Origin of the sequence: Phenylobacterium sp., from assembly GCF_030693625.1 — a bacterium.
GTDB lineage: Bacteria > Pseudomonadota > Alphaproteobacteria > Caulobacterales > Caulobacteraceae > Phenylobacterium > Phenylobacterium ferrooxidans.
On record NZ_JAUYAF010000085.1, the window covers coordinates 40,296 to 63,242 of the forward strand.

A 22,947-nucleotide genomic window follows, 5' to 3' on the forward strand; every position below is an offset into this window, starting at 1 on the left:
CTCCTAGGCTCCCAGTCCGGCGGCCTGGCGGGCCGCCTTGCCCATGACGACGACGGTGCTCCTGACCACCAGGGAGCGCACATAGGTCTCGGTCCGGCAGCGGGGGTCCGAAGGCGCGTCGCAGCGCAGTTCGGCGGTGTAGAGCACGCCATAGCGGACGAAGCTGGCCAGCTGGCCGTCCACCGTGCGCTGCACCACCAGTTGCTCGGGCCCGACATTGGGCAGGTTCAGCTTGGAGCCCGCCGGCAGGGGCGTGGTTTGCGCCGTGCCGGTCAGCGAGACCCGCGCGCCCGAAAGGTTGGCGGTGATCGAATAGTAGTCGCCGAAGGAATAGATCCGCGCGCCGCCCATCAGGTCGGGGTCGGCGGGCAGCAGGATCGGCACCCGGGTCTTGTTCACCGCGGCCTGATCCAGGCCGCGTCCGATTGGGGAATTGCCGCCGCCGCTCTGGCGCAGGCCGCCCACCGCGCCGGCCCAGTCGACGCCGCCGGGGGGCGGGGGGCGGGTCGCGCCAGGACGGGTGGACGGCGCGGGCGTGGGCGCCACCTGGGCGCTGGCGGTCACCGCAGCGAGCGTCGCGCCCGCCACGATCAAGGCTCGGATCTTGGGATTTCGCATTGGGCCCCCGCCATCACGTCAATGTCAAAGTCTCGCGCATTTGAGCTTCGCTGTTAACCCGGGGTTGCAGCAGGCGTGTGAATTTGGCGGTGGCGCGCCGAAAACGTTGGCGAATTCGCCTGAGGATTGAGCCGAGGCGCGGAGTGAGGTTGACCCTGGGTCAACATGTTGCGTCGCGGCAATTGAACGGGCGCCCCTTACTGGCTATATGAAAGTCCTGTCGCGGGGCGGATTGCTGACCGCGCGCCTGTGCGTAAGGACGGCCTATGCTGGTGACCCTGATGAAGGCCAAACTTCACCGTGCGACGGTGACCCAGGCCGACATGGACTATGAAGGCTCCATCGCCATAGACCGCGCTCTGCTGGACGCCTCTGGCATCCTGCCGCACGAGCAGGTGGATGTGCTGAACATCACCACCGGCGCCCGCTTCACCACCTACGCCATCGAGGCGCCGCGCGGCTCCAAGGTGATCGGGGTCAACGGCGCCGCCGCCCGCCTGGTCCAGAAGGGCGACAAGGTCATCATTGTCACCTACGGCATGCTGCCGGCCGAGGAGGCCCGCAACTATTCGCCGACCGTCGTGCTGCTGGACGACGCCAACGAGATGAAGCAGGCCGCGTGAGCCCGCGCCTGACCCTGGCGGCGGCCCTGGCTCTGAGCCTGGCGGCATGCTCGCCGGCGGTCCTCAAGGGCGTGGATACTGCGGCCCTGGATGCGGCGATCAACGACACGGTGGGCGACCCGGGAACCTGCGTGCTGATCGGCGAGACCGGTTCGGGGGAGATCGTCCACCGCTTCGGCTCCAACGTCACCTGCGCGCGGACCCTGCCGGCCTGCAACGGCGCGACACGGACGCTGGAAGACCTGTTGAACGTGACCTCAAAGAGCCGCCAGCCGGTGAACATCAGCTGCCCCAGCGCTCCGGACGGCGGGCGGACGGTGGGCTGGGCGGCCGGTCCGGTCGAGACCCACGACGAGCTGGTCTACGCCGCGGCCATGGAAGGCCCCAACACCCCGCCCGGCGTGGTGATCGCCGACAAGCTGAAGTTCGCCTTCGAGAAGGTCGGCCTGATCAAGCGGTAGGCCGCGCCCTCTTTCCTCCCCCGTAAACGGGGGAGGAAAGATCTCGTTTAGCGCGTCAGCTCGTAGAGCCCGGTCACGTCCACCCGCACCCGCAGCTCGCCGCCGGCGATGGGGGTGGAGCTGTCCTTTTCCATCCGCGCCGTGGCCATCATCGGCATGGGGGAGGGCGGGGTGTAGCCGCCGCCTTCGCTGAGCGTCACCAGGCGACCGACACGGTAGCCGGTGGCCCGCGCATAGAGGTTGGCCTTGTCGCTCAGCGCCTTGACCGCGGCCTCGCGGGCGGCGTTCTCGGCGGCGGTGGGATCGGTGAGGCCAAAGGAGATGCCGTTCACCTGGTTGGCGCCGGCGCTGACCGTGGCGTCGACGGCCGAGCCCAGGCGGGCCAGGTCACGGACGGTGACGGTGACCTGGTTGGTCGCCTGATAGCCGCGCAGGCGGGGCGGGTTGTTCTCCACGTAGTCGTACTGCGCGTTGAGGTTGAGGCCCGAGGTCTGGATGTCCTTGTCGGCGATGCCGGCGCGGCGCAGGGCCGCGAAGATCTTGTTCATCTGCGTCGCGTTGGCGGCCATGGCGGCCGAGGCGGTGGGCGCCTCGGTGTTCACGCCGAGATTGATGGTGGCCATGTCCGGCGCGACGCGGCTCTCGCCATAGGCCGAGAGGTTCAGGGTGGTGGCGCGGAACATGGAGTCGGCGGCGGGCGGGGCGGCCTGGGCCAGGGCGGCGGGGGCCGCGATCGTGGTGGCCAGGAGCAGGCTGAGGGCGCCGGCGCGGACGAAGGTTTTCATAGGTATCTCCCAGAGGGTGCGAGCTTGACTGTAACACCCCGCATTTGAACGGTGAACGCGGCGCTGGGTTCCCTGATGACAAGGCCAAGCTGAACGGCGGCTTTAATGGTCGTGCAGCCCGTGGTAACCCGCCCCGTCGCTGCAGGGGCCTGTAGCTCAATGGTTAGAGCCGACCGCTCATAACGGTCTGGTTGTAGGTTCGAGTCCTACCGGGCCCACCAGCACGCTTCCGTCGATGCGGGCGGCGAGGGACGGGACGGAGGCGGCCCGGGACTGCTTCAAACGGGCGGGGCTGTAGATCTCAGCGTCCACGCCGTGGTCGGACAAGTCCTGAGGCGGGCGGCGGCCTCGCACCAGGGCGGCCGCCAGTCGAGATACGGCTGGGGCGGTCTGGATGCCAAAGCCCCCCAGCCCGGCCAGCCAGAAGAACCCCGGCGCGGCCTGCGACCAGCCGATCACCGGGGCGCGATCGGAGGCGAAGGTGCGCAGACCCGCCCAGCGGTGGTGGATTCGAGTCACCGGATGATCGGCCACATCATGGAAGCGCAGCATGGCGCAGGCGATGTCCAACTCGTCGGGGGTCGCGTCACAGGGTGGGCTCGGCGCCTCATCGGCCGGGGTGATCAGCAGCCGCCCGCCGAAGGGGCGGAAGTAGAAGCGCTCGTCGATATCCTTCACCACCGGCCAGTCATGGAAGCCGATCTCGCGGGGCGCGTCGACCAGGATGGCGGTCCTCAGCCGTGGCGTCAGGCCTATCGGCGCAAGCCCGGCGGCCTGGGCGGTTGCGTCGGCCCAGGCGCCCGTGGCGTTGACCAGGATCGGCGCCAGGAGCAGAGCCTGGCGGGTCCGCACGCGCCATCGCGCGCCCTCGCGATCGATCTGCGGCCAGCCCGCGTCGGCGAGGATGACGGCGCCGGCCTCCCGCGCCCGGCGCACCATGCCGCCGTGCAGCCGCGCCACGTCCAGGTCTCCGGCCTCGGTCTCCAGCAGGGCGGTGGCGACAGCCTGTGGCCTCAGGATCGGCGCCCGCCTCAAGGCCCCGTCACGGCCAAGCCGGCGCAGGGCGGCGACCCCAGCGCTCCCGCGGGCGAAGTCGTCAAGGCGGTCGGCCTGGTCAGCCCGGGCGATGTGCAGCACCGGCCGCGGGCTTAGCAGGCGCCCGGCGAAGCCGCGCGGCGGGTCCTCGAAGAACCCGCGGCTGGCGGCGGTCAGGGGCCAGACCGCAGGGCCGCCATAGGAGGGGATGTACATCGCCGCCGAGCGGCCGGTGGTGTGGTAGCCGAGCTGCGGCTCCTGCTCCACCAGGGCCACCCGGAGCTCGCCGGCGAGTTGGGCGGCCAGGCCCGCGCCGGCGATGCCGCCCCCCAGCACGACGACGTCGAAGCCCCTTCGCGAGGGACAGGCGCTCATGCCGCGGGCGCCCAGTCGACCCCCGCCCGGCCGTGCAGATAGCCGTTGACCAGGGGCCCCGGCGGCCCGGCTTCGCGAATCCGGGCCGCCAGGTCCTGGGGCGAGAGCCGCCCCTGGCTGAAGCCCCGGAAGGCCGCGATCACCTTGAGCATGTCCCCGGTGTGGGGCGACAGGCGCAGGGCTCCGACCCCGGCCGCGCGCAACTCGGCGATCGGCAGGTCGGCCACCTGCGTCCCATGGGAGAGGGTCTGGACGCCGTTCACCGCCAGGAAGTCCTGACCCTCCAGGGTCCGCACCGCGAGACCATCGGGATCGCGGTCGCAGACCAGCTGGCAGGAGTCCTTGTGCAGCCCCCGCACCCGGGCGTGGTAGCAGCGCCCCGACAGGGCGAGGGGCAGGCGCCCATAGGCGAAGAGCTCGATCTCCAGCCCGGGGCAGGCCTGGGCCAGGCGGCCGATAGCCGGCAGCGACAGCTCGACATTGGGGCACAGGCGGACACAGCCGCGAGCCATCAGCTCGCGCGCGGCGGCCTCGTTGTAGATGTTGAGCAGGGGCCCGGCCACGAAGGCCGCGCTGGGGGGGCGATGGGCCAGGGCCGAGACGTCGTTGATCTCCACCAGGCCCTCCCCACCGGCCAGCTGCGCGACGCCGCGGCGGTCACGGGGGGTCGTGGGCAGGGCCTGGGTCGACCAGACCACCGTCTTGCCGGCGCGCGTCAGCCGCTCGGCCGCCTCGGCCAGAGGCCCGGAGATGAAGGGCTCGCGCTTTCCACAGACCACCTCGCCCAGATAGACGCGGTCGAGATCGCTCTCCTCGGCGACAGCGGCGTAGAAGTCGGCGATGCGCTCGGGCGACCAGTTGAACAGCAGCGGGCCCAGGACGATCTCGATGTGGGCGTCGCTCATCGCCAGGCCTTCCGGTAGGCGCCGGCGGTCTCCCGGCCGCCCTCGGCCAAGCCTGTGAGGCGCGCTTCGTAGGGGGCGGTGGTCTCGCCGCGGTCCAGGGCGTCGAGGGCGGCGCGGAAGGCTCCCGCCACCCGGGCCACATAGGCCTTGCCGCGCTGACGGCCCTCGATCTTCACCGCCCGGACCCCGGCGGTCCGCAGTTCCGCCAGCAGGGCCATGGCGTTGAGGCTGGTGGGGTCTTCGAAGAGGTGGGACGCGGTCCCCTCGGCCTCGAAGCGGCCCTTGCAGAGGGTTGGATAGCCGGCGGCCGTTCCCGGCGCGACCTGGTCGATCATGAAGCCCCCGAGGCGCGGGGTCAGCAGTCCGTCGGTCTCCTCCAGGGAGACGGCTTCGGGCGGTGAGCAAACCCCTGCCAGGTTGGGGGATTTGCCGGTGGCGTAGGAGGACAGGGCGCAGCGTCCCTCGGCCATGACGCAGAGCCCGCCATAGACAAAGGCCTCCACCTCCACATCGGTCTCGCGCACCAGGGCGGCGATCTCCGGCGCGGACAGGACGCGGGGCAGGACCACCCGCTTCACGCCATAGGCCTGGGCGTAGAAGGCGATGGCCTCGGCTGAGCCGGCGGCGGCCTGGACCGAGAGGTGGAGCCTCAACCCGGGATGCTGGGCCTGGGCGTAGGCCAGCACCCCCAGGTCGGCGACGATGATGGCGTCGGCGCCCGCGGCCGCGGCGCTGTCCACCGAAGCCCGCCAGGCGTCGACCTCGCCGGCGCGGGCGAAGGTGTTCACCGCCACCAGCACCTTGCCGCCGCGATCATGGGCCCATGCGGCGGCCGCCTTCAATTCAGCGGGGGAAAAGTTCAGGCCGGGGAAGTTGCGGGCGTTGGTCTCATCGCGCAGGCCGCAATAGACGCTGTCGGCGCCGGCTTCGATAGCCGCCCGAAGCATGGCCGGCGAGCCGGCCGGGCAGACGAGTTCGATCGATCCCATCAGGCCCACGCAGCCTTGGCGCTGGCGGCCGTGCGGGCGAAGCGGACGGCTTCGTTGGCCATCTGGCTGGCTGGTCCCGACAGGCCCAGCAGGTCGGCGAGAGTCAGGTCGGCGGCCTCCAGGGTGTTGTGCAGGGCCATCACCGCCTCGATGTCGCCGCTCACCCGGATCGCCCTGGAAAAGAACGCGGCGTCGGCGTCCACGGAGCCGTCGAACAAGCCTAGCAGGGCGCCGAGCGGGCCCTCGATCCGCGCAACGCTGGGTGAGCGGTCGTTGCGCCGACGCACCTGGACACCCGCCGAGGCGCCCTGCGGAGCGAGCCGGAAGGCCACCGGAGATCCGTCGGGGACAATCACGAAAGCCGCCTCGCCAAAGGCGCCCAGCCGCTCAAAGACCTCGGGCCGCCGCCGAGCCAGCCGCCGCAGGGCCGCACTCAGCACCCACTCGGCCGGTGGTCGCAAGGCCATCAGCAGCTCGGCGGCGTCGCCCTGTCGTCGGGCTCGGAGCCTGTGTCTCGTACGCATGAGCGGAACCTCTTCGGCCACCAACTTGGCGCGCGTCCTGCGGCGCGGGGAACGGCCCAATGGCCGCCGCACCCGCGGAACTTGCTCAAGTCAGGCTTTGCCGATCATCAAGCGGGATGACCTTGCCGGGATTGAGGATGCCGCGCGGGTCCAGGGCCGTCTTCAGCGTGCGCATCAGGGCGAGCTCCTCGGGGTTGCGGGAATAGGCGAGGTAGGGGCGCTTCTGCAGGCCGATCCCGTGCTCGGCGGAGATCGAGCCGGCGCGGGCGCGAAGCGGCCCATAGACCATCTCCTCGATCTCCGAGCGGGTGTCAGGTTCGACGACGCCAATGATCAGGTGCAGGTTGCCGTCGCCCAGGTGGCCGAAGACGGTCATCCCCGCCTGTGGCCAACGGGCGGCCAGCGCGCCGCGGACCTCGGCGACATAGGCTTCCATCGCCGCGATGGGCAGGCTGACGTCGAAGGTGATGATGGGACCGTTGCGGGCGGTCTGGGCGACGTCGTCCCGCAGGGCCCACATGCGGTCCCGCTCGGCCTGGGACTTGGCGATGGCCGCGTCGGCCACGAGGCCGCTCTCGAGAGCGTCGGTCAGCACCTGTTCGAACCGCGCGGCGTCGCGGATCAGATCCGGCCCCAGGGCCTCCACCAGCACGTAATAGGCGTGGCCTGCGGGCAGGATGGGGCGGCCCGCCGCCGGCGGGGTGGTGACGAGGTCATAGAAGGCCGGCCACATCACCTCGAAGGCCGACAGCGAGCCGGCCAGAGACGACTCCAGGGACCGCAGCAGGGGCGACAGGGCCTCGAACCGATCCACGGCCAGCCAGGCCGTTTCCTGCGACACCGGCCTGGGGCGCAGCCGGAACACCGCACGGGTCACCACCCCCAGGGTGCCCTCCGATCCGATGAAGAGCTGCTTGAGATCGTAGCCGGCGTTGTTCTTGATCAAGTGGTTGAGGGAGGAGATCACCGTCCCGTCGGCCAGCACCGCTTCCAGGCCCAGGACGGAGTCCCGCGTCATGCCGTAGCGGAGCACCCGGTTGCCGCCGGCATTGGTGGAGACGACCCCGCCGATGGTGGCCGAGCCCCGCGCACCCAGGTCCACCGGCAGGAACAGGTCCTCCGCGGTCGCCGCGGCGCAGGCGGCCTCAAGGACGCAACCGGCCTGAACGGTCATGGTGGCGCCGAGCGGGTCGATCTCCTCGACCGCGGTCATGCGGTCGAGGCTGAGCGCCAGAGCGCCTTCGGCGAAGGCGCCGTCCACCAGGCCCGTGCGGCCGCCCCAAGGGACCACGGCCGCACGGGCGGCGTGAGCCAGGCGCAGGATCCCCGACACCTCCTGAGTGGTGGCGGGCCGCAGGATCGCCCGCGGCGCGCCCAGCCGGGTCCAGGAACTGAAGGCCCATCCGGTCGCCTCCGCGCCGGTCAGTATGTGCTCGGCGCCCAGCAGCGCCTCAAGGTCGGCCAGCAAGGTATCCATTCCGCCTCCGGGGGGTTCGGCGGCAGTCTCCTCTCACCTGGGCGAGGTCCGAATGATCAGAATCAAACGGACGCGCCCTCCTCGCGGGTCATGCGACATGCGGCGGCGTGCGGCGACCCTGGGGTGTCGCACCCTCGGGCAGACATCAAGGCGCCCTTTGACGGCGGGCAAGGGCGCTTGGCGGAGGCCGGGATAGGCTCGCATGGTCATCAAAGGAGGCCACATGCCTGCCACCACCTTCCCCACGACTCTCAACCGTCACCGGACGCTCGGCGCCTTGGCGACCGGCCTGATCGCCAGCGCGGCCGCCCTCGGCTTCGCGCCGGCGGCCCAAGCGCAGGGCCAGGATTTGTCCACCGTGACCGTCACCCGGGCGCCCACCAGGGAGGCGATCAGCATTCGCGGCAAGGCCAAGGTCGCCGTTCGCCACGAGGTCCGCCTGGCCGCCGGCCGCGTCTGCCGCAACGCCTTCCTCAATCGCGAACTGGACGCCTACGACGTCAACTGGTGCAGCCGCGCCTCGGCGGACAAGGCCATGACCCGCTACAGGGCCATCGTGAGACACAACCGGCGCGCAGGCGGTGAGTACGCCGACCTGTCGATGAGGATCGTGCTCTCGGCCAAGTGACGTCTCGGCGGAATTCGGAGATGAGCCAGACCGAGCGGCGAATATTCGCCAGCGCCGACGGCCTGATCCTGGCCGCGGACGCCGTGGGTCCTCCCGATGGCCCCGCGGCGCTGCTGGCCCACGGCGGCGGACAGACGCGGCATTCCTGGTCGGGAGCCGCGAAAGACCTCGCCGCCCGCGGATGGCGCGTCGTCACGCTGGATCTTCGCGGCCACGGGGATAGCCAGTGGTCGCCCGAGGGCGACTACCGGCTGGAGCGGTTCGCCGAGGATCTGGTCTGCGTCGCCGATCAACTGGGCGGCAAACCGGCTCTCGTGGGCGCATCCCTTGGAGGTCTGGCTGGCCTCTACGCCGAGGCCTGGATCGCCCCGGGGAGTTTCTCTTCGTTGACCTTGGTGGATATCACCCCGGACATGGACGCTTCGGGCGTCGCCAAGATCATGGGTTTCATGGGGGCTCACCTGAAGGACGGGTTCGAGAGCCCCGAAGCGGCGGCGGAGGCTATCGCCGCCTATCTGCCGAACCGCCCGCGCTCCGGCGACCTCTCGGGTTTGACCAAGAATCTGCGCCTGCGGCCGGACGGACGCTACCGCTGGCACTGGGATCCCCGCTTCGTCGCCAGCGCCCAGGAGGAGCACGAACGCGGCCCCCGGCGCGACATGGACGAACAGGTGCGCCGGCTCAAGCTGCCGATGCATCTCATCCGCGGGCGCATGAGCGAGCTGGTCAGCGAGGACGCGGCCAAGGCCTTCCTGGCTCTCGCGCCTCACACCGCGTTCAGCGACGTCGCCGGCGCGGGTCACATGGTGTCGGGCGACCGGAACGACGCCTTCAATCTAGCGCTGACGACCTTTCTCGGCGCCCATCGCGGAGCCTGAACGAAATGTCGGTGGAACAGGAGCGGCCGCGATCGCGCAGGAAAGTGCGCTCAAGGCCAAGGGGCCCGGCCAAGACGGACCAGCGGCGCTGCAAGGGCGAGGCGACGCGGCGGCGAATTCTCGACGCCGCCATGCTCATCGTCGCGCAGGAAGGCTATCACGCCGCAACCCATCAGCGGATCGCCCGGGCCGCCGGCCTGGTCCGCACCGCGATCAACTATCACTTTCCCGACCCAGACCAGCTCTCGGAGGCCCTGGTCCTGCACCTGCACCGGTTAAGGGCCGAGCGGGTGGCGGCGACGGTTGGCGCGCCGGAGGTAAGCAACTCCCACAGCTCGGCCATCGAGGCCTATTGGGCGCTACTGCGCGAGACGCCCTTCGTGGCGATGGCCGAGCTTGAATGCTGCGCCCGCACCGATCACGACCTGCGCGCCCGCTTGGCGGCTGCCCGATGTTCGTCGGCGCGGGACGGAGACCATAGGCCCGCCGTTGATCCACCGGCGGGGGTTGGGCCGAACCTCGATCGCCTGAGCGTGTACCTGCTAGAGGGCTTGGCGCGAGGCGTGGGCCATGGGGGCGGGGGGTTCCTGGAGCGGCGCGTTCTCGGCATTCTGAAGCGTGCCGCAGAGGAGGCGCGGGAGCTGGAGCCCCTTCATAGCCAGCCCTTCTGACCCGACGGGCTTACCGATGGGGCCCTCCGCATCGACGCGAACCAAGGTCGGTCTCTCCAAGTCGAGCACGGCCTCCAAGCCTGGGGTCGAGGCGTCGGTGACACCCACGCCGCGTGCTCGCGGCGCCTTCACGATGCGGGGGTGTCTCCGGCGCCGCCCCTGTGTCACCAATGAACTTGGCGGGTCGGCTCGGCTGGGGCCGAGGAGGCCCGACGGTCGGGACGGTGGCCATCGCGAACGCCTTGATCACAGGCCGCAATCAAACGGCGTTGAGGGGGATCTTCAGATAGCGGACCCCGTTGGCTTCCGGGTCGGGCAGATGGCCGCCACGCATGTTGACCTGCACCGAGGGCAGGATAAGCCGCGGCACGCCGAGGGTCTTGTCGCGCGCCTCGCGCAGCGCCACGAATGCGGCCTCGCTGATCCCGGCATGGACATGAACGTTTTCGCGGCGCTGCTCGCCGATCGTCGTCTCCCAGGCGAACTCCGTGCGCTCCGGAGCCTTGTAGTCATGGCACAGGAACACCCGGGTGGCGTCGGGCAGGGTCAAGAGCCGCTGGATCGACCGGTAGAGGGTCGCTGCATCTCCGCCGGGGAAGTCGCACCGGGCGGTGCCATAGTCGGGCATGAACAGGGTGTCGCCGACGAAGACCGTATCGCCAATCACATAGGCCATGCAGGCCGGCGTGTGGCCGGGCACATGCAAGGCGATGGCCTGGAGCGCGCCAATGGCGAAGGCCTCGCCGTCCTGAAAGAGGTGGTCGAACTGCCGACCGTCGCGCGCAAAATCGGAACCGACATTGAAGAGGGCGCCAAACGTCTGCTGGACCCGGACAATCTCCTCGCCGATGGCCAGTTGGCCGCCTAGGGCCGCCTGAAGGTAAGGCGCGGCCGAGAGGTGATCGGCATGGGCGTGGGTTTCCAGCTGCCAGACCACCTCCAATCCCTCAGCTCGAACATAGTCGATCACGGCGTCCGCCGAGCCGTGCGAGGTTCGACCCGATGCCGGATCATAGTCGAGGACGCTGTCGATGATGGCGCAGGCCTTCGAGCCCGGATCGCGCACGACATAGCTCACCGTAAAGGTCGCCTCGTCGAAAAAGGCCTTCACCTGCGGGCGCAGGGCCGCGTCGGCCCGTGCGGCGTCGATCTTCGCGACAGCGGAGACTGCGACGGGGTCGGGTGGGGCGGTCGGATCGCGCATGGCGTAACTCTCAGGTTGCACTGTCAGGCAATAACATATATGCGAATATATGCAGATACAAGCCTGATCGGTGTTCGCCGCCATGACCGTCTATGAGATCGTTTCGGCTCTGATGAGCGGCCTTGTGGTCGGCGCTCTGCTGGGGCTGTTCGGCGGCGGCGGCTCGGTGCTGGCGACGCCGCTCCTGCTCTATGTCGTGGGTATCGACGATCCCCATGTGGCGATCGGCACCTCGGCCGCGGCTGTCGCCGTCAATGCGGCGATCAGCCTGCTGGGCCACGGCCGGGGCGGGCGGGTGAAATGGCCCTGCGCGACGGTGTTCGCGGGCGCGGGCCTCATGGGATCCTTCCTCGGCTCAAGCCTCGCCAAGGCGGTCGATGGCCAGCGCCTGCTGCTGTTCTTCGCCGCGGCGATGGCGGCCATCGCATTGTCGATGCTGCGACGGCCAAAGTCGGCCGGTGACCCAGACGTCCACATCACCTTGCCGCTGATAATGAAACTCGCCCCGCTGGGCGTGCTGACGGGGGTTGCGGCGGGCTTCTTCGGGATCGGCGGCGGCTTCCTGATCGTGCCGGGCCTGATGGCCGCAACCGGTATGACCCTGGCCAACGCCGCAGCATCCTCGCTGCTCTCGGTGTCGGTGTTTGGGGCGGCGACCTCCCTGAACTACGCGGTCTCTGGCCAGGTGAACTGGCCGATCGCCCTGCTCTTTATCCTAGGGGGCTTGGGCGGTGGCGCCTTGGGGGTCCGCGGCGCGGGCCTGCTGGCGGGCCACGTCGTTCTCGCACGGCGCCTGTTCGCCGGCCTGGTCCTGCTTGTCGCCGCCTATGTGGCCTGGCGCGCGCTGGGGGCATAGACGAGCCCAGACATCCAGGCGAGGCGGCGCAGGGCGCGTCAAGAAGTCCGCGCAGCGTCTGGATGCCGCGATGGATATCTGGGAAGACTGGTGACCGGTGAGCGTGGCCGCAAGGCGCGCAACGTCGGTAGCACGCCACGCGGAGGACTTGCGAAAATGACGGACGGCCCCACCAAGCTCGACCTGTTCAAAGGCAAGATCGCGGGCGAGATCGGCGCGGCGATGTCGGTTTCGCTGGCGGTGCTCGGAGATCGCCTGGGGCTCTATAAGGCGCTGGCCGCGGCCGGGCCCTGCACCTCGGCCGAACTGGCCGAGACGGCCGGCGTCAACGAGCGCAACGTGCGGGAGTGGCTCGCGGCCCAGGCGGCGTCCGGCTACGTTGACTACGACGATGCTGATGGCCGGTTTGGGCTCAACGCCGAGCAGAGGGCGGTGTTGGTCGACGAGGACGGGCCAGCCTACATGGGCGGCGGGTTCGAACTCGCGGCCGCGATGTTCCTCGACGAGCCAAAAGTGGCGCAAGCCTTCCGGAGCGGCCTTGGCCTGGGCTGGCACGAGCGCTGCGGCTGCCTTTTCCGCGGCACGGAGCGCTTCTTCCGACCCGGCCGCGCGGCCAACCTGCTCGAAGTCTGGCTCCCGGCGTTAGAGGGCGTGGAAGCCAAGTTGAAGGCGGGCGCGCGTGTCGCCGACGTCGGGTGCGGGCACGGTGGGGCCGTTATCATGATGGCCCAGGCATTCCCGAACGCCCATTTCGTCGGCTTCGATTACCACGGCCCCTCAGTCGAACATGCGCGCGCTGCAGCGGAGGCCGCAGGGGTGGCGGGGCGCGTCCGCTTCGAGCAAGCCGCGGCCAAGGACTTCGGCGAAGGCGGGGAATTCGACCTCATCACCATGTTCGACGCGCTCCACGACATGGGCGACCCGGTGGGCACGGCCCATCATATGCGCTCGCGCCTGACCGCGGACGGAACCTGCATGCTGGTGGAACCGAACGCCGCCGACAGCCTGTCGGAGAACCTCAAGAATCCATTCAGCCGGATCATGTACTCGGCCTCGACGATGATTTGCACGCCGGTGTCGATGAGCCAGGAGGTCGGGCTGGCGCTGGGCGCCGCGGCCGGACCGGGGCGTCTGACCGAGGTCGCCAGGCAGGCTGGCTTCACCCGAGTGCGCCGCGTCGCCGACGAGTCACCCAGCCTCGTTCTGGAACTGAAGCTCTGAATGCTAATCGCCGACGAACAGGCGCAGGGCGCCGCCACCCCGTGCCAATGCCCCCTTCGGGCGTGTGGAGGTCTGACGGAATGAGCAACCCGGGTGTCGAGCTATGGGATCAGCGCTACGCCGGAGAGACTTACCTCTTCGGTGAGCGCCCCAATGCGTTCCTGTCGCGCCAGAAGCAGCGGCTGCAAGGTCGCCGCCGGGCGCTCGCGGTGGCCGACGGAGAGGGGCGCAATGGGGTCTGGCTGGCCGAGCAGGGCCTGGAGGTGGTGTCGCTTGATGGTTCTCGCGCCGCCCAGCGCAAGGCGCGAAGGCTAGCCGAGCAGCGCGGCGTCGAACTGCAGCTTGAGCTTGCCGACCTGGAGACGTGGTCCTGGCCGACCGAGTCCTTCGACGTCGTCGCCGCCATCTTCATTCAGTTCGCCGGCCCTGATCTGCGCTCGCGCCTTTTCGCAGGCATGCGGCAGGCGCTGGCGCCGGGGGGATTGTTGCTCCTCGAAGGCTATCGGCCAGAGCAGCTGGGCTACCGCACCGGCGGGCCCCCGATCGTCGAGAACCTCTATACTGAAGACCTGCTTGGAGAGGCTTTCGCAGGCTTGCAGATTCTTGAGCTGACCTCCTACGACGCGGTGATCGAAGAGGGGACAGGTCATTCCGGCATGTCAGCCTTGATAGACCTCGTCGCCCGCCAGCCAGGCTGACGCTATGAGCTAGGCCCCAAGGCGCAGCCGACGCTGAATTCAGACCTCACTCCGCGCGACTTGACGGCACGCGCTATTGGGCCCCGGCGGCTTGGCCTCGATAAATCTCGCAAAGCGCGTCCAGCACCCGCACGGCCGCCGGATCGTCCAGTCGATAGTAGATCGTCTGGGCTTGGCGCCGGGTGGCCACCAGGCCTTCGGCGCGCATCTTGGCCAGGTGCTGAGACGCGGCCGATTGGGCCAATTTCGCATGCTCGGCCAGGACGCCGACCGACGCTTCGCCCTCGACGAGCCGGCAAAGCAGCAACAGCCGCTGTTCGCTGGCCAGCAGCTTCAACAGGCGCGCCGCCGACTGGGCGCTATCGGCCAGTTCGGAAAGCTCGGAGGAAGGGCGGACGGCAAGGGCGGCGTTCATCTGCTTAATGTAGAACATACGCATGTAAGATCAAGGAGCCCGCGGAGGGGGCAGCCGCTCACGCCGCCCTCTTGGGGAGCGCCACACCGTCGTCCCGCAGCACCACGTAGATCGCCGGAATGACAAGGACGGTCAGCAGCGTGGAGGAGGCGAGACCAAACAGCAGCGAGATCGCCAGTCCCTGGAAGATGGGATCGGTGAGGATCACCGCCGCCCCGATCATGGCCGCCGCCGCGGTGAGCACGATCGGTTTGAAGCGGATGGCGCCCGCCTCCAGCAGGACCTCACGCAACGGCCGCCCCTCAGTCTGGCTGTGGCGAATGAAGTCCACCAGCAGGATCGAGTTTCGCACGATGATGCCGGCCAGGGCGATGAAGCCGATCATCGAGGTGGCGGTGAACGGCGCCCGGAACAGGATGTGGCCGATGACGATGCCCACCAGGGTGAGCGGAATTGGCGTCAGGATAACCAACGGCAAGCGGAAGCTTTTGAATTGGGCGACCACCAGGACATAGATGCCCAGGATCGCGACCCCGAAGGCGCCGCCCATGTCGCGGAAGGTCACCCAGGTGATCTCCCACTCGCCATCCCACAGCAGGGTCGGCCGGCTCTCGTCGTCCGGCTGGCCATGCATGCGGATGTCCGGCTTGAGGCCGGGCTTCCAGTCCGCGGTCCTGAGCGCCTTGTCGACGGCCATCATGCCGTAGATGGGCGCCTCATAGGCGCCGGCGAGCTCACCCATGATCATGTCCACGTCGCGCCCGTCCCGGCGGAAGATATGGGTCGAGCCCGGCTCGCTGGACGCTGTGGCGACCTCGCCCAACGAGACCAGGCGCCCGCCGCCCGGGCCTTGCGACACGGCCACCGGCATGGCGGCCAGGCCCTCACCCCAGCTGCGCGCCGCTTGCGGCAGGCGAACGGAAATCTCCAACGGATCGCGGCCTTCGCCCCGATGGGCGTAGCCGACCACCTGGCCGCCCAAAGCGGCGGCGACAGAATCGTAGACGTCCCGGTCGCTGACCTTCAGAGCTTCGAGCCGATCGCGGTCCGGGACCAGGCGCAGGCCAGGGCGGGGCTGGCCATAGCTGTCATCGATATCGACGATGTAGGGGACCGAGCGGAACGTGGCCTTCACCTGCTCTGCGACGGCGCGCCGGGTCTTGGCGTCCGGGCCATAGATTTCGGCCAGCAGAGTCGCCATGACCGGCGGCCCGGGGGGCGCTTCCACGACCTTGATCGCCGCACCGGCGGGCAGGGCCACCTTGGCCAGCTTCTGGCGCAGATCCAGCGCGATGGCGTGGCTTGAGCGGTGGCGCTCGCCCTTCTCGGCCAGGGCGACGGAAAGGTCGCCCATCTCGGGCTTGTTGCGCAGGTAGTAGTGACGCACCAGGCCGTTGAAGTTGAACGGCGAGGCGGTCCCCGCATAGGCGTCAATGGCGACGACCTCCGGAAGGTCGCGCGCAATCATGGCCGCGTCGGCCAGAGCCCTCTGTGTCCCCTCCAGCGACGTGCCTTCCGGCATGTCGAGCACCACCTGAAGCTCCGACTTGTTGTCGAAGGGCAGCAGCTTCACCGTCACGGTCCTGGTCGCGAACATGGCGCAGGCGACGAGGGTGGCGAGACCGACCGCGATCAGGAAGGTCCAGGCCGACCTGCGGGTGGCGATCACCCGACCGGCGACCTCGCGGTAGAGCGCGCCAAGCCTGCCTTCATCGTGGTGTGCGTCGCCGGTCGCGAGAGTCTTGCGCGCGAAACGCACCATCAGCCAGGGCGCGATGACCACGGCGACGAAGAAGGAGAACACCATCGCCGCCGAGGCGTTGACCGGGATCGGCGCCATGTAAGGGCCCATCAGCCCGGAGACGAACAACATCGGCAGCAGGGCGGTGACGACGGTCAAGGTGGCGACCACGGTCGGATTGCCGACCTCGGCCACCGCGTCCACCGCGGCGTCGACCCGGCTTCTGCCGTCCGCCATGGCCCAGTGGCGTGCGATGTTCTCGATCATGACGATGGCGTCGTCGACGAGGATGCCGATCGAGAAGATCAGGGCGAACAGGCTGACGCGGTTGATCGTGTAGCCGAGCAGGTTGGAGGCGAAGAGCGTCAGCAGGATGGTGGTCGGAATGACCACGGCGGTGACCCCGGCTTCGCGCCAGCCGATGGCGAAGCCGATCAGGATGACGATCGACACCGTCGCCAGTCCAAGATGGAACAAGAGCTCGTTGGCCTTCTCGTTGGCCGTCGCGCCATAGTCGCGGGTCACAGCCACGCTCAGGCTGTCGGGCAACAAGGACCCCTTCAGGGCTTCAACCCGCGCCAGCACGGCCTGCGAAACCACCACGGCGTTGGAGCCCTTGCGCTTGGCGATAGCCAGGCTGACGGCCGGCGCCTCGCTCCAACTCCCCCCGTCGCGCGCATAGCGCCAGGCGCGCGCCTGATCTTCGCGCGGCGCCTCGATGACCTGGGCGACATCGCGGACATAGACGCTCTCGCCCTTGGTGGAGGGCAGGGCAAGCAGACCGATCTGGGTTGCGTTGGCGAGGGTTCGCCCGGCCGTCACGTCGACAGCCTCCCCGCCGTTGCGCACCTGACCGGCCGGGAAGGCGCGGTTGGCCTGGCGGATCGTGTCCATCAGCGCGCCCAGCGACACGCCGTGCTGCGCCAGCCTGGCCGGATCGGGCTCGACGCGGATCTCCTGCGGACGGCCACCGACAATGAAGGTCAGGCCGACATTGTCGACCTTGGCGACCTCTGTCCGCAGTTTGCTGGCCAGTTCATGGAGCGCCTGGTCGGTCCATTGGCCGGCGGCGCCCGGCTTGGGCGACAGGGTCAGCACCAGACTGGGCACGTCATTGATGCCGCGGGTCTGGATAAGCGGCTCGGCGATGCCGGCCGGGATGCGATCGTAGTTGGCGCGGATCTTCTCGTGGATGCGCACCGCCGCGGCGTCCGGGTCGGTCCCGACGTCGAAGCGCGCGGTGACCATGATCTGGTTATCGTCGGCGAAGGTGTAGACGTGCTCGACGCCGGTCACGCTCTTGACGATGGTCTCCAGCGGTTTGCCGACCAGCTCCACGGCGTCCGGCGCCCGCAGGCCAGGCGCGGCGACCATGATGTCGACCATGGGCACGCTGATCTGCGGCTCCTCCTCGCGGGGGATCGAAACGAGGGCCAGCAGGCCGACGGCGATCGCCGCCAGCAGGAAGAGCGGTGTCAGGGGCGAGCCGATGGTCGCCTTGGTCAATCGTCCGGAGATGCCGAGGTTCATTGGGCGCTTCCGGCGGGGGTCAGGACGTCGCCGGCCCGAAGACCCGACAGCACTTCGACCGTGTCGGCCGCAGGGCCAGCCGTGGTTTGAACAGGCGTTTCCGAGATCGTGTTATCCGCGCGGACCAGCCTCGCATAATCGACGCCAAATCGCGTGACGACATAGCGGCGCGGAACGATCAAGGCTTGGCGCGAACCAATCTGGATCTGGGCGCGCACGCGCTGACCGATCAGGTCCTGCGGCAGGCCAGGGGCGGAGACGTCGGCGGTGACCTGTCCGCCCGTGACCGAGGGATAGACTTGGGTGATCGCGCCTCGCGTTGCGACGCCGCGCAGGTCCTCGGCCGCCAGCTGGACGACGTCGCCGACCTTGAGCGCGCGGGCTTGGCCCTCTGGCAATTCGATGCGTACGACCATCGGACCCGCCGTGATCTTGGCCAGAGTCTGGCCCGGCATCACCACCGAGCCGACCGGCACGTCGGCGACCAGAACACGGCCGGCGGCGGGCGCAAGGATCGAGCCTTGGGCGCCGAGTTCCGCGCTCGCGCCCCGCTGCGCGCGCGCCGCCGCAAGATTGGCGTTGGCGGCCTTTGCTTGAGCCTCGACCTGGTCAAGGCGGGCCTTGGCGTAGACGCCATGGGAGAAGAGGTCGCGCGTGCGACCCAGGTCCGCGTTGGCGCGCGCGGCCTCGGCGGAGGCGGCCGTGACCTGGGCGTCGAAGGCCCCGGTCTGCAGGGCAAGGCGGTCGTCTTTCACCCGTCCAATGACCTGGCCCTGCCGGACCAGGTCACCTTCCTTGACGGTCAAGCTGACCAGCACGCCGGAAATTCGAGCGCGGGCCTCGGCCATGTCGCGGGTGGTCAGGGTCCCGGGCACGGGTTTGAGGTCAGGGACCGTCTGGGCCCGCAGGATCAGGCGTCCCGCTGTCGGCGCGGTCTGCGCCGCAGGGACGATCGGCTTGGACTCACCGCAGGCGCCCAGCAGCAAGGTCGCGCCAAGGGCGCTGATCAGATACGGCCGCGACGCCATGGTTCGCCTCCCTGTGTGTTGTGTGGCTTAGGATCAGCCGCCGACGGTCGGAAGACCAGCGGCCTTCCAGGCCGCAAGGCCGCCGCCCAGATGGGTTTCAATGGCCTGATTGGCCTTGCGGCACTTGTCGACGGCCATGGCCGAGCGTTTGCCGCCGGCGCACTGCAGGACAATCGTCTTGCCCGCTGCATCAGGCAGTGCAGCCGGATTGAAGGTCGATAGCGGCACGTTGAGCGCGCCGGCGATCTGCTCGGCGGCGAACTCGTCGGGCTCGCGGACGTCGATCAACAGAATCTCTTGGGCGTCGAGGCCGGCCTTCACCTGGGCGGGGGTGAGATCCTGGGTCTTGGGGGCGCTAAACATGGGCGGGATCCTTAGGGTTGGGGGCGATCGGGGATCGTGCAGAAGAGACTCGAGAGGGTTTCGACCAGGGCGCGGGCCTGACCGCTCTGCAGGCCATAGTAGATGGTCTGGCCATCGCGCCGGGCGGCCACCACGCCATCGCGGCGCAGCAGGCCCAGATGCTGTGAGGCCAGGGTCTCACGCACCCCCAGCCGTTGGGCGAGGGCGCCCACCGACTGCTCACCATCGATCAGCGAGCAGACGATCATCAGCCGGTGCGGATTGGCCAGCGCCTTGAGCAAGGCGCAGGCGTCGTCCGCGGAGGCCATCATCATCGGGACGTCAAAATTCATAGTTGCGTATATGCGACTATTCACATATTCCGTCAAGCGATCGAGTTCACATCCTAGGTCCGGCCACGACGCGGGGGTGTGATGAATGTCAAAGTCAATCGTCCCGGTTGAGCGGACCCTGCCCTGGTCATCGACCGTCTCTGGAGGAAATCCGAATGGCCAAGCCACGCATTGTCATCCTGGGCGCCGGACTGGGCGGCGCGATCGCGGCCTTCGAGGTCAAGGACGCGGTCGGCGACAGGGCCGAGGTCAGCGTGGTGTCGCAGGGCGACACCTTCCACTTCGTCCCCTCCAATCCCTGGGTGGCGGTCCACTGGCGTAAGCGCGACGCCATCGAGGTCAAGCTGCCACCGGTGTTCAAGAAGAAGGGCGTGAGCTTCTCCGGCGTCGGCGCCAAGCGGGTCGATCCCCGCGCCAACCAGGTCGAACTCAACGATGGCGTGGTGGTCGACTACGACTATCTGGTCATCGCCACCGGCCCGGAACTGGCCTTCGACGAGATTCCCGGCCTTGGCCCGCACGACGGGTTCACCCAGTCGATCTGCCATGTCGATCATGCTGTCGCGGCAAGCCAGGCCTTCGACCGTTTCGTGGAAAACCCCGGCCCGATCATCGTGGGCGCGGCGCAGGGCGCCTCATGCTTTGGTCCCGCCTACGAATTCGCGATGATCCTCGACACCGAGCTGAAGCGCCGGAAGATCCGCGACAAGGTGCCGATGACCTTCGTCACCTCCGAACCCTATATCGGCCACCTGGGCCTGGATGGCGTCGGTGACACCAAGGGCCTGCTCGAGAGCGAGATGCGCAACCGGCACATCAAATGGGTCACCAACGCCAAGGTGACGTCTGTCGAGCCCGGGCTGATGCACGTCGAGGAGATCGCCGAGGACGGATCGGTCAAGGCCACCCACGACCTGCCCTTCACTTTTTCCATGATGCTGCCGGCGTTCCGTGGCGTGGCCGCGGTGCGCGGGATCGACGGCCTGACCAATCCGCGCGGCTTCATCGTTGTCGACAGGCACCAGCGCAACCCAACCTTCCCCAATGTCTTCGCGCTCGGGGTCTGCGTGGCCATCGCGCCGACGGGAAAGACCCCGGTTCCGGTTGGCGTGCCCAAGACCGGCTTCATGATCGAGAGCATGGTGACCGCCATCGCCAAGAACCTGGGTCAGATCCTGGACGGGCAGGCGGCCACCAACGAGGCGACCTGGAACGCCTTCTGCCTGGCCGATTTCGGGGATGGCGGAGTCGCGTTCGTCGCCCAGCCGCAGATCCCGCCGCGCAACGTCAACTGGGCGGCGGAGGGCAAGTGGGTCCACTTGGCCAAGGTCGCCTTCGAAAAATACTTCCTGAGCAAGATCAAGCGCGGCGAGAGCGAGCCCTTCTACGAAAAGCTCGCCCTCGATGCGATGGGCCTGCGCAAGATCAAGAGCTAGGCCATGCGCCAGTTCGTGTGTCCCGCCTGCGGCATGGCCAATCGCGCGCCCGACGCCGCGTCGCTAGCGCAATGAGCGCAAGCCAAATCGTCGCCTGGACGCGCCAGGCCCTGGCCGAAGTCCGGCCGATCTCAGGAGCTCGATCATGACCCTCGACCGTATGGTTTTTGTCTTCGCCGGCGCCATGGTGCTGCTGAGCATCGCCCTGGCCCACTATGTCCATCCCTGGTGGATCGGCCTGGCCATCTTCGCTGGCTTGAACATGATCCAGGCCGCCTTCACCGGCTTTTGTCCGGCCGCGATGGTGTTCAAGAAGCTGGGCGCCAGGCCGGGGCCCGCTTTCCGATGATCTTGAGGCGCACGGGTCTTGTCCTTGTCCTTGGTCTGACTGCAGGCCTGGCGGCTCCGCACAGCGCCCTGGCGCTTTCGCTTGCGGAGGCGATAGCGCGCGCGCAGAACACCAATCCCGGCCTGGCCCAAAGTCGCGCCCAGTCTGACGTCGCTGACGCCCGACTGGCCGAAGCGAGGGCAGGGCGGCTGCCCAGTCTCATCCTGTCCGGCGAAGCCGGCGAGGGGCGCACCGATCTGGGCGGCTTCTTCGGCTTTGGCCGCAGCGATGTCTCGCCCCGCGCCGCGGCCCTGCAGCTTAGCCAGCCGTTGTTCACCGGCGGGGCGGTCAGCGCCGCAATCGCGCGCGCGCGGGCCGGCCGCGACGCCACCCTGGCCCAGGTGGGCGGCGCCAAGGCCCTGCTCGCCGCTCAGGCGGCCGAGGCCTATGTCGCCGTCCTGAGCGCTCGGGAAATTCTAGGTCTCAATGAGGCCCAGGTCCGGCAAATGGGGGAGATCGCCCGTCAGGCGGAGCTGCGCTTCAAGGGGGGTGAGACCGCCAGGACCGATGTCGCCCAGGCTCGGGCGCGGCTGGCGGGAGCCCGCGCCGGACTGGCGCGCGCGCAAGGCGATCTCGCCCGTGCTCACGCGCACTTCGTGTCGGTGGTCGGGGCTGAGCCGGAGGGCTTGGAGCCGCTCGCATCACCGCCGGACATCCCGACGTCCCTGGATGAGGCCATGGCGCTCGCCCTCAAATCCAATCCAACCTTGCTGGCGGCCCAGGCGCAGGCCCGCGCGGCGCAGGCCGGGGTGCGATACGCCCAGGCTGAAAGATTTCCGAGCTTGGCGTTGACTGCGACCGCCAGCAGCGCTCGCGACCAATTCCTCCCCGGATATCAGGCCGACGGCGTCACGGTCGGGGTTCAGGGACGGTGGACCCTTTTTGCCGGCGGCGCCATCAACGGCCGTGTTGGGGCCGCGCGCGCGGGCGCGCGGGGCGCTCAGTTCGGCGTGGTTGCGGCGCAGGCCCAGGTGCGCGAGGCCGTGGTCGGCGCCTGGGCGGACATCGGGACCGCCCGCGCGGTGGCCGACGCGGCGAGCGATCAAGCGGCTGCGGCCGAGGCCGCCCTCGAAAGTGTCCGTCACGAGGTGCGTGTCGGTCAGAAGCCGACCCTGGACCAGCTCGACGCGGAGCGTGAAGTCTTGGCCGCGCGCAGCGCGGTGATCGCTGCCCGTGGAGAAGCCATTGTCGCTTCCTATCGCCTGGACGCCCTGCTGCAGGGTGGCTGATCGGCCTGCGCCGAGGGAGTTGATGCTTACGCTCGCCAACCCGCACCGGGTGGACATTCCTACGCCTTGAGCGCGGGTGAACGAACGTGGACGACGAAGTCCTGGTCAGGGTGCAGGCCTGACGGCGCCTCCTGACCGCTTATCGACGCTCTCCGAAAAGCCCTTCCTGAACCTCTCAGACATGACTCCTGTCGGGCCGCCTTGTGCGGCGCCTAGACAACACTCGTATCGGTCGGGAGCTTCGCAACAAACCTGTCATCAATCCGTCCGGTCTCTGTCACGGGCCGTCCCTAGAACCGCGACCGGGCAGGCGGGTGATTTTGGTCCCTCAAGCGTGGCTTGGGACTTTGATCGTGACTCCGCATGCGCCGATGAAAACACGGTGGTGGAGAGCATGATGACCGGCTTCAAGGACCTTAAGACCCTCTTGATCACCTCGCTCAGCGCGGTGGCGCTGGCGTCCTGCGGCGGTGGCGGCAACGCGCCGGCGTCACCTGGCGAGGCCACGGGCGGCGGCACAGGCGGCGGCACGGGCGG

24 protein-coding genes and 1 tRNA gene are annotated in these 22,947 nt (G+C 68.9%); 12 read left to right on the forward strand and 13 right to left on the reverse strand.

Annotation, left to right across the window (positions count from 1 at the left end; translation table 11 throughout):
* Nucleotides 1–3: 3 nt before the first annotated feature.
* A complete protein-coding gene (locus tag Q8N10_RS19830) occupies nt 4–618 on the reverse strand; it encodes a hypothetical protein (RefSeq protein ID WP_304774889.1) in 615 nt (204 codons plus the stop codon).
* A gap of 266 nt (nt 619–884) precedes the next feature.
* Here Q8N10_RS19830 and panD point away from each other — a divergent pair, with 266 nt between their 5' ends.
* Both panD and Q8N10_RS19840 read left to right on the forward strand, forming a co-directional pair.
* Complete coding sequence (gene panD / locus Q8N10_RS19835) at nt 885–1,241, forward strand: aspartate 1-decarboxylase (RefSeq protein ID WP_304774891.1); 357 nt, start codon at nt 885–887, stop codon at nt 1,239–1,241.
* Nucleotides 1,238–1,702 carry a hypothetical protein gene (locus Q8N10_RS19840; protein ID WP_304774894.1) on the forward strand — a complete coding sequence of 155 codons (465 nt, stop codon included), beginning with the start codon at nt 1,238–1,240 and terminating at the stop codon, nt 1,700–1,702. The genes panD and Q8N10_RS19840 overlap by 4 nt, the downstream gene beginning before the upstream one ends.
* 47 nt (nt 1,703–1,749) lie before the next feature.
* Here Q8N10_RS19840 and Q8N10_RS19845 read toward each other — a convergent pair whose 3' ends face one another.
* Nucleotides 1,750–2,487 (reverse strand): SIMPL domain-containing protein, encoded by a 738-nt coding sequence (locus Q8N10_RS19845; protein WP_304774897.1) that lies wholly within the window; start codon nt 2,485–2,487, stop codon nt 1,750–1,752.
* A 145-nt stretch (nt 2,488–2,632) separates the two neighbouring features.
* Here Q8N10_RS19845 and Q8N10_RS19850 point away from each other — a divergent pair.
* Nucleotides 2,633–2,708: transfer RNA gene (locus tag Q8N10_RS19850), tRNA-Ile, on the forward strand.
* Here Q8N10_RS19850 and Q8N10_RS21105 read toward each other — a convergent pair.
* The 5 genes from Q8N10_RS21105 to Q8N10_RS19875 all read right to left on the reverse strand — a co-directional run bounded on the left by Q8N10_RS21105 (nt 2,665) and on the right by Q8N10_RS19875 (nt 7,792).
* Nucleotides 2,665–3,897 carry an NAD(P)/FAD-dependent oxidoreductase gene (locus tag Q8N10_RS21105; protein WP_370690164.1) on the reverse strand — a complete coding sequence of 411 codons (1,233 nt, stop codon included), beginning with the start codon at nt 3,895–3,897 and terminating at the stop codon, nt 2,665–2,667. The two genes, Q8N10_RS19850 and Q8N10_RS21105, sit on opposite strands and share 44 nt — an antisense overlap.
* Nucleotides 3,894–4,802, reverse strand: coding sequence for a U32 family peptidase (locus Q8N10_RS19860; RefSeq protein ID WP_304774902.1), 909 nt, complete (start codon nt 4,800–4,802; stop codon nt 3,894–3,896). Before Q8N10_RS19860 ends, Q8N10_RS21105 begins: the two co-directional genes overlap by 4 nt.
* Entirely contained in the window at nt 4,799–5,791 is a 993-nt protein-coding gene (locus tag Q8N10_RS19865) for a peptidase U32 family protein (protein ID WP_304774904.1), read from the reverse strand. The genes Q8N10_RS19860 and Q8N10_RS19865 overlap by 4 nt, the downstream gene beginning before the upstream one ends.
* Nucleotides 5,791–6,315: an SCP2 sterol-binding domain-containing protein gene (locus Q8N10_RS19870; RefSeq protein ID WP_304774907.1), complete on the reverse strand. Its 525-nt coding sequence runs from the start codon at nt 6,313–6,315 to the stop codon at nt 5,791–5,793. Before Q8N10_RS19870 ends, Q8N10_RS19865 begins: the two co-directional genes overlap by 1 nt.
* 85 nt (nt 6,316–6,400) lie before the next feature.
* The gene (locus Q8N10_RS19875; RefSeq protein ID WP_304774909.1) at nt 6,401–7,792 is read right to left on the reverse strand and encodes an FAD-binding oxidoreductase; all 1,392 of its coding nucleotides are present in this window, start codon (nt 7,790–7,792) and stop codon (nt 6,401–6,403) included.
* Between the two features lie 223 nt (nt 7,793–8,015).
* Here Q8N10_RS19875 and Q8N10_RS19880 point away from each other — a divergent pair, with 223 nt between their 5' ends.
* From Q8N10_RS19880 to Q8N10_RS19890, 3 genes are read left to right on the forward strand one after another with little or no spacing between them, the layout of a single operon-like run.
* Nucleotides 8,016–8,420, forward strand: coding sequence for a hypothetical protein (locus tag Q8N10_RS19880; RefSeq protein ID WP_304774911.1), 405 nt, complete (start codon nt 8,016–8,018; stop codon nt 8,418–8,420).
* Between the two features lie 20 nt (nt 8,421–8,440).
* The gene (locus Q8N10_RS19885) at nt 8,441–9,298 is read left to right on the forward strand and encodes an alpha/beta fold hydrolase (protein ID WP_304774913.1); all 858 of its coding nucleotides are present in this window, start codon (nt 8,441–8,443) and stop codon (nt 9,296–9,298) included.
* A gap of 5 nt (nt 9,299–9,303) precedes the next feature.
* Complete coding sequence (locus tag Q8N10_RS19890) at nt 9,304–9,969, forward strand: TetR/AcrR family transcriptional regulator (RefSeq protein ID WP_304774915.1); 666 nt, start codon at nt 9,304–9,306, stop codon at nt 9,967–9,969.
* Nucleotides 9,970–10,228: 259 nt separating this feature from the next.
* On the opposite strand, the gene Q8N10_RS19895 is transcribed toward Q8N10_RS19890, so the two are convergent.
* A complete protein-coding gene (locus tag Q8N10_RS19895; RefSeq protein WP_304774917.1) occupies nt 10,229–11,173 on the reverse strand; it encodes an MBL fold metallo-hydrolase in 945 nt (314 codons plus the stop codon).
* Nucleotides 11,174–11,255: 82 nt separating this feature from the next.
* Here Q8N10_RS19895 and Q8N10_RS19900 point away from each other — a divergent pair, with 82 nt between their 5' ends.
* The 3 genes from Q8N10_RS19900 to Q8N10_RS19910 all read left to right on the forward strand — a co-directional run bounded on the left by Q8N10_RS19900 (nt 11,256) and on the right by Q8N10_RS19910 (nt 13,948).
* Nucleotides 11,256–12,029: a sulfite exporter TauE/SafE family protein gene (locus Q8N10_RS19900; RefSeq protein WP_304774919.1), complete on the forward strand. Its 774-nt coding sequence runs from the start codon at nt 11,256–11,258 to the stop codon at nt 12,027–12,029.
* 156 nt (nt 12,030–12,185) lie between these two features.
* Complete coding sequence (locus Q8N10_RS19905; RefSeq protein WP_304774920.1) at nt 12,186–13,250, forward strand: bifunctional 2-polyprenyl-6-hydroxyphenol methylase/3-demethylubiquinol 3-O-methyltransferase UbiG; 1,065 nt, start codon at nt 12,186–12,188, stop codon at nt 13,248–13,250.
* Nucleotides 13,251–13,330: 80 nt separating this feature from the next.
* Nucleotides 13,331–13,948 (forward strand): class I SAM-dependent methyltransferase, encoded by a 618-nt coding sequence (locus tag Q8N10_RS19910; RefSeq protein ID WP_304774922.1) that lies wholly within the window; start codon nt 13,331–13,333, stop codon nt 13,946–13,948.
* 73 nt (nt 13,949–14,021) lie between these two features.
* Here the strand turns inward: Q8N10_RS19910 and Q8N10_RS19915 are convergent, their stop codons facing one another.
* From Q8N10_RS19915 to Q8N10_RS19935, 5 genes are read right to left on the reverse strand one after another with little or no spacing between them, the layout of a single operon-like run.
* Nucleotides 14,022–14,387, reverse strand: coding sequence for a helix-turn-helix transcriptional regulator (locus Q8N10_RS19915; protein WP_304774924.1), 366 nt, complete (start codon nt 14,385–14,387; stop codon nt 14,022–14,024).
* A 34-nt stretch (nt 14,388–14,421) separates the two neighbouring features.
* Nucleotides 14,422–17,634 (reverse strand): efflux RND transporter permease subunit, encoded by a 3,213-nt coding sequence (locus Q8N10_RS19920; RefSeq protein ID WP_304774926.1) that lies wholly within the window; start codon nt 17,632–17,634, stop codon nt 14,422–14,424.
* Nucleotides 17,631–18,662, reverse strand: coding sequence for an efflux RND transporter periplasmic adaptor subunit (locus Q8N10_RS19925; protein ID WP_304774927.1), 1,032 nt, complete (start codon nt 18,660–18,662; stop codon nt 17,631–17,633). The genes Q8N10_RS19920 and Q8N10_RS19925 overlap by 4 nt, the downstream gene beginning before the upstream one ends.
* Before the next feature lie 33 nt (nt 18,663–18,695).
* Nucleotides 18,696–19,025 carry a rhodanese-like domain-containing protein gene (locus Q8N10_RS19930; RefSeq protein ID WP_304774929.1) on the reverse strand — a complete coding sequence of 110 codons (330 nt, stop codon included), beginning with the start codon at nt 19,023–19,025 and terminating at the stop codon, nt 18,696–18,698.
* Nucleotides 19,026–19,036: 11 nt separating this feature from the next.
* Nucleotides 19,037–19,339, reverse strand: coding sequence for a helix-turn-helix transcriptional regulator (locus Q8N10_RS19935; RefSeq protein WP_304774931.1), 303 nt, complete (start codon nt 19,337–19,339; stop codon nt 19,037–19,039).
* 173 nt (nt 19,340–19,512) lie between these two features.
* On the opposite strand from Q8N10_RS19935, the gene Q8N10_RS19940 reads away from it, so the two are divergent.
* The 3 genes from Q8N10_RS19940 (at nt 19,513) to Q8N10_RS19950 (ending at nt 22,410) form a co-directional block, all read left to right on the forward strand.
* On the forward strand, nt 19,513–20,793 hold the full coding sequence (locus tag Q8N10_RS19940) for an NAD(P)/FAD-dependent oxidoreductase (protein WP_304774934.1): 1,281 nt from the start codon (nt 19,513–19,515) through the stop codon (nt 20,791–20,793).
* Between the two features lie 145 nt (nt 20,794–20,938).
* Nucleotides 20,939–21,142: a DUF2892 domain-containing protein gene (locus tag Q8N10_RS19945; RefSeq protein ID WP_304774935.1), complete on the forward strand. Its 204-nt coding sequence runs from the start codon at nt 20,939–20,941 to the stop codon at nt 21,140–21,142.
* Nucleotides 21,139–22,410, forward strand: a complete 1,272-nt coding sequence (locus Q8N10_RS19950) for a TolC family outer membrane protein (RefSeq protein ID WP_304774937.1) — start codon at nt 21,139–21,141, stop codon at nt 22,408–22,410. The genes Q8N10_RS19945 and Q8N10_RS19950 overlap by 4 nt, the downstream gene beginning before the upstream one ends.
* Nucleotides 22,411–22,947: the final 537 nt, after the last annotated feature.

Excerpts from the sequence above, each read along its gene's own strand:
- Q8N10_RS19885 (WP_304774913.1), top strand. The coding sequence starts at position 8,441 with ATGAGCCAGACCGAGCGGCGAATATTCGCCAGCGCCGACGGCCTGATC.
- Q8N10_RS19900 (WP_304774919.1), top strand. The coding sequence starts at position 11,256 with ATGACCGTCTATGAGATCGTTTCGGCTCTGATGAGCGGCCTTGTGGTC.
- Q8N10_RS19845 (WP_304774897.1), bottom strand. The coding sequence starts at position 2,487 with ATGAAAACCTTCGTCCGCGCCGGCGCCCTCAGCCTGCTCCTGGCCACC.
- Q8N10_RS19830 (WP_304774889.1), bottom strand. The coding sequence starts at position 618 with ATGCGAAATCCCAAGATCCGAGCCTTGATCGTGGCGGGCGCGACGCTC.
- Q8N10_RS19880 (WP_304774911.1), top strand. The coding sequence starts at position 8,016 with ATGCCTGCCACCACCTTCCCCACGACTCTCAACCGTCACCGGACGCTC.
- Q8N10_RS19910 (WP_304774922.1), top strand. The coding sequence starts at position 13,331 with ATGAGCAACCCGGGTGTCGAGCTATGGGATCAGCGCTACGCCGGAGAG.
- Q8N10_RS19920 (WP_304774926.1), bottom strand. The coding sequence starts at position 17,634 with ATGAACCTCGGCATCTCCGGACGATTGACCAAGGCGACCATCGGCTCG.
- Q8N10_RS19865 (WP_304774904.1), bottom strand. The coding sequence starts at position 5,791 with ATGGGATCGATCGAACTCGTCTGCCCGGCCGGCTCGCCGGCCATGCTT.
- Q8N10_RS19875 (WP_304774909.1), bottom strand. The coding sequence starts at position 7,792 with ATGGATACCTTGCTGGCCGACCTTGAGGCGCTGCTGGGCGCCGAGCAC.
- Q8N10_RS21105 (WP_370690164.1), bottom strand. The coding sequence starts at position 3,897 with ATGAGCGCCTGTCCCTCGCGAAGGGGCTTCGACGTCGTCGTGCTGGGG.
- Q8N10_RS19870 (WP_304774907.1), bottom strand. The coding sequence starts at position 6,315 with ATGCGTACGAGACACAGGCTCCGAGCCCGACGACAGGGCGACGCCGCC.
- Q8N10_RS19930 (WP_304774929.1), bottom strand. The coding sequence starts at position 19,025 with ATGTTTAGCGCCCCCAAGACCCAGGATCTCACCCCCGCCCAGGTGAAG.
- Q8N10_RS19950 (WP_304774937.1), top strand. The coding sequence starts at position 21,139 with ATGATCTTGAGGCGCACGGGTCTTGTCCTTGTCCTTGGTCTGACTGCA.
- Q8N10_RS19860 (WP_304774902.1), bottom strand. The coding sequence starts at position 4,802 with ATGAGCGACGCCCACATCGAGATCGTCCTGGGCCCGCTGCTGTTCAAC.
- panD (WP_304774891.1), top strand. The coding sequence starts at position 885 with ATGCTGGTGACCCTGATGAAGGCCAAACTTCACCGTGCGACGGTGACC.
- Q8N10_RS19890 (WP_304774915.1), top strand. The coding sequence starts at position 9,304 with ATGTCGGTGGAACAGGAGCGGCCGCGATCGCGCAGGAAAGTGCGCTCA.
- Q8N10_RS19895 (WP_304774917.1), bottom strand. The coding sequence starts at position 11,173 with ATGCGCGATCCGACCGCCCCACCCGACCCCGTCGCAGTCTCCGCTGTC.
- Q8N10_RS19935 (WP_304774931.1), bottom strand. The coding sequence starts at position 19,339 with ATGATGATGGCCTCCGCGGACGACGCCTGCGCCTTGCTCAAGGCGCTG.
- Q8N10_RS19940 (WP_304774934.1), top strand. The coding sequence starts at position 19,513 with ATGGCCAAGCCACGCATTGTCATCCTGGGCGCCGGACTGGGCGGCGCG.
- Q8N10_RS19915 (WP_304774924.1), bottom strand. The coding sequence starts at position 14,387 with ATGCGTATGTTCTACATTAAGCAGATGAACGCCGCCCTTGCCGTCCGC.
- Q8N10_RS19945 (WP_304774935.1), top strand. The coding sequence starts at position 20,939 with ATGACCCTCGACCGTATGGTTTTTGTCTTCGCCGGCGCCATGGTGCTG.
- Q8N10_RS19905 (WP_304774920.1), top strand. The coding sequence starts at position 12,186 with ATGACGGACGGCCCCACCAAGCTCGACCTGTTCAAAGGCAAGATCGCG.
- Q8N10_RS19925 (WP_304774927.1), bottom strand. The coding sequence starts at position 18,662 with ATGGCGTCGCGGCCGTATCTGATCAGCGCCCTTGGCGCGACCTTGCTG.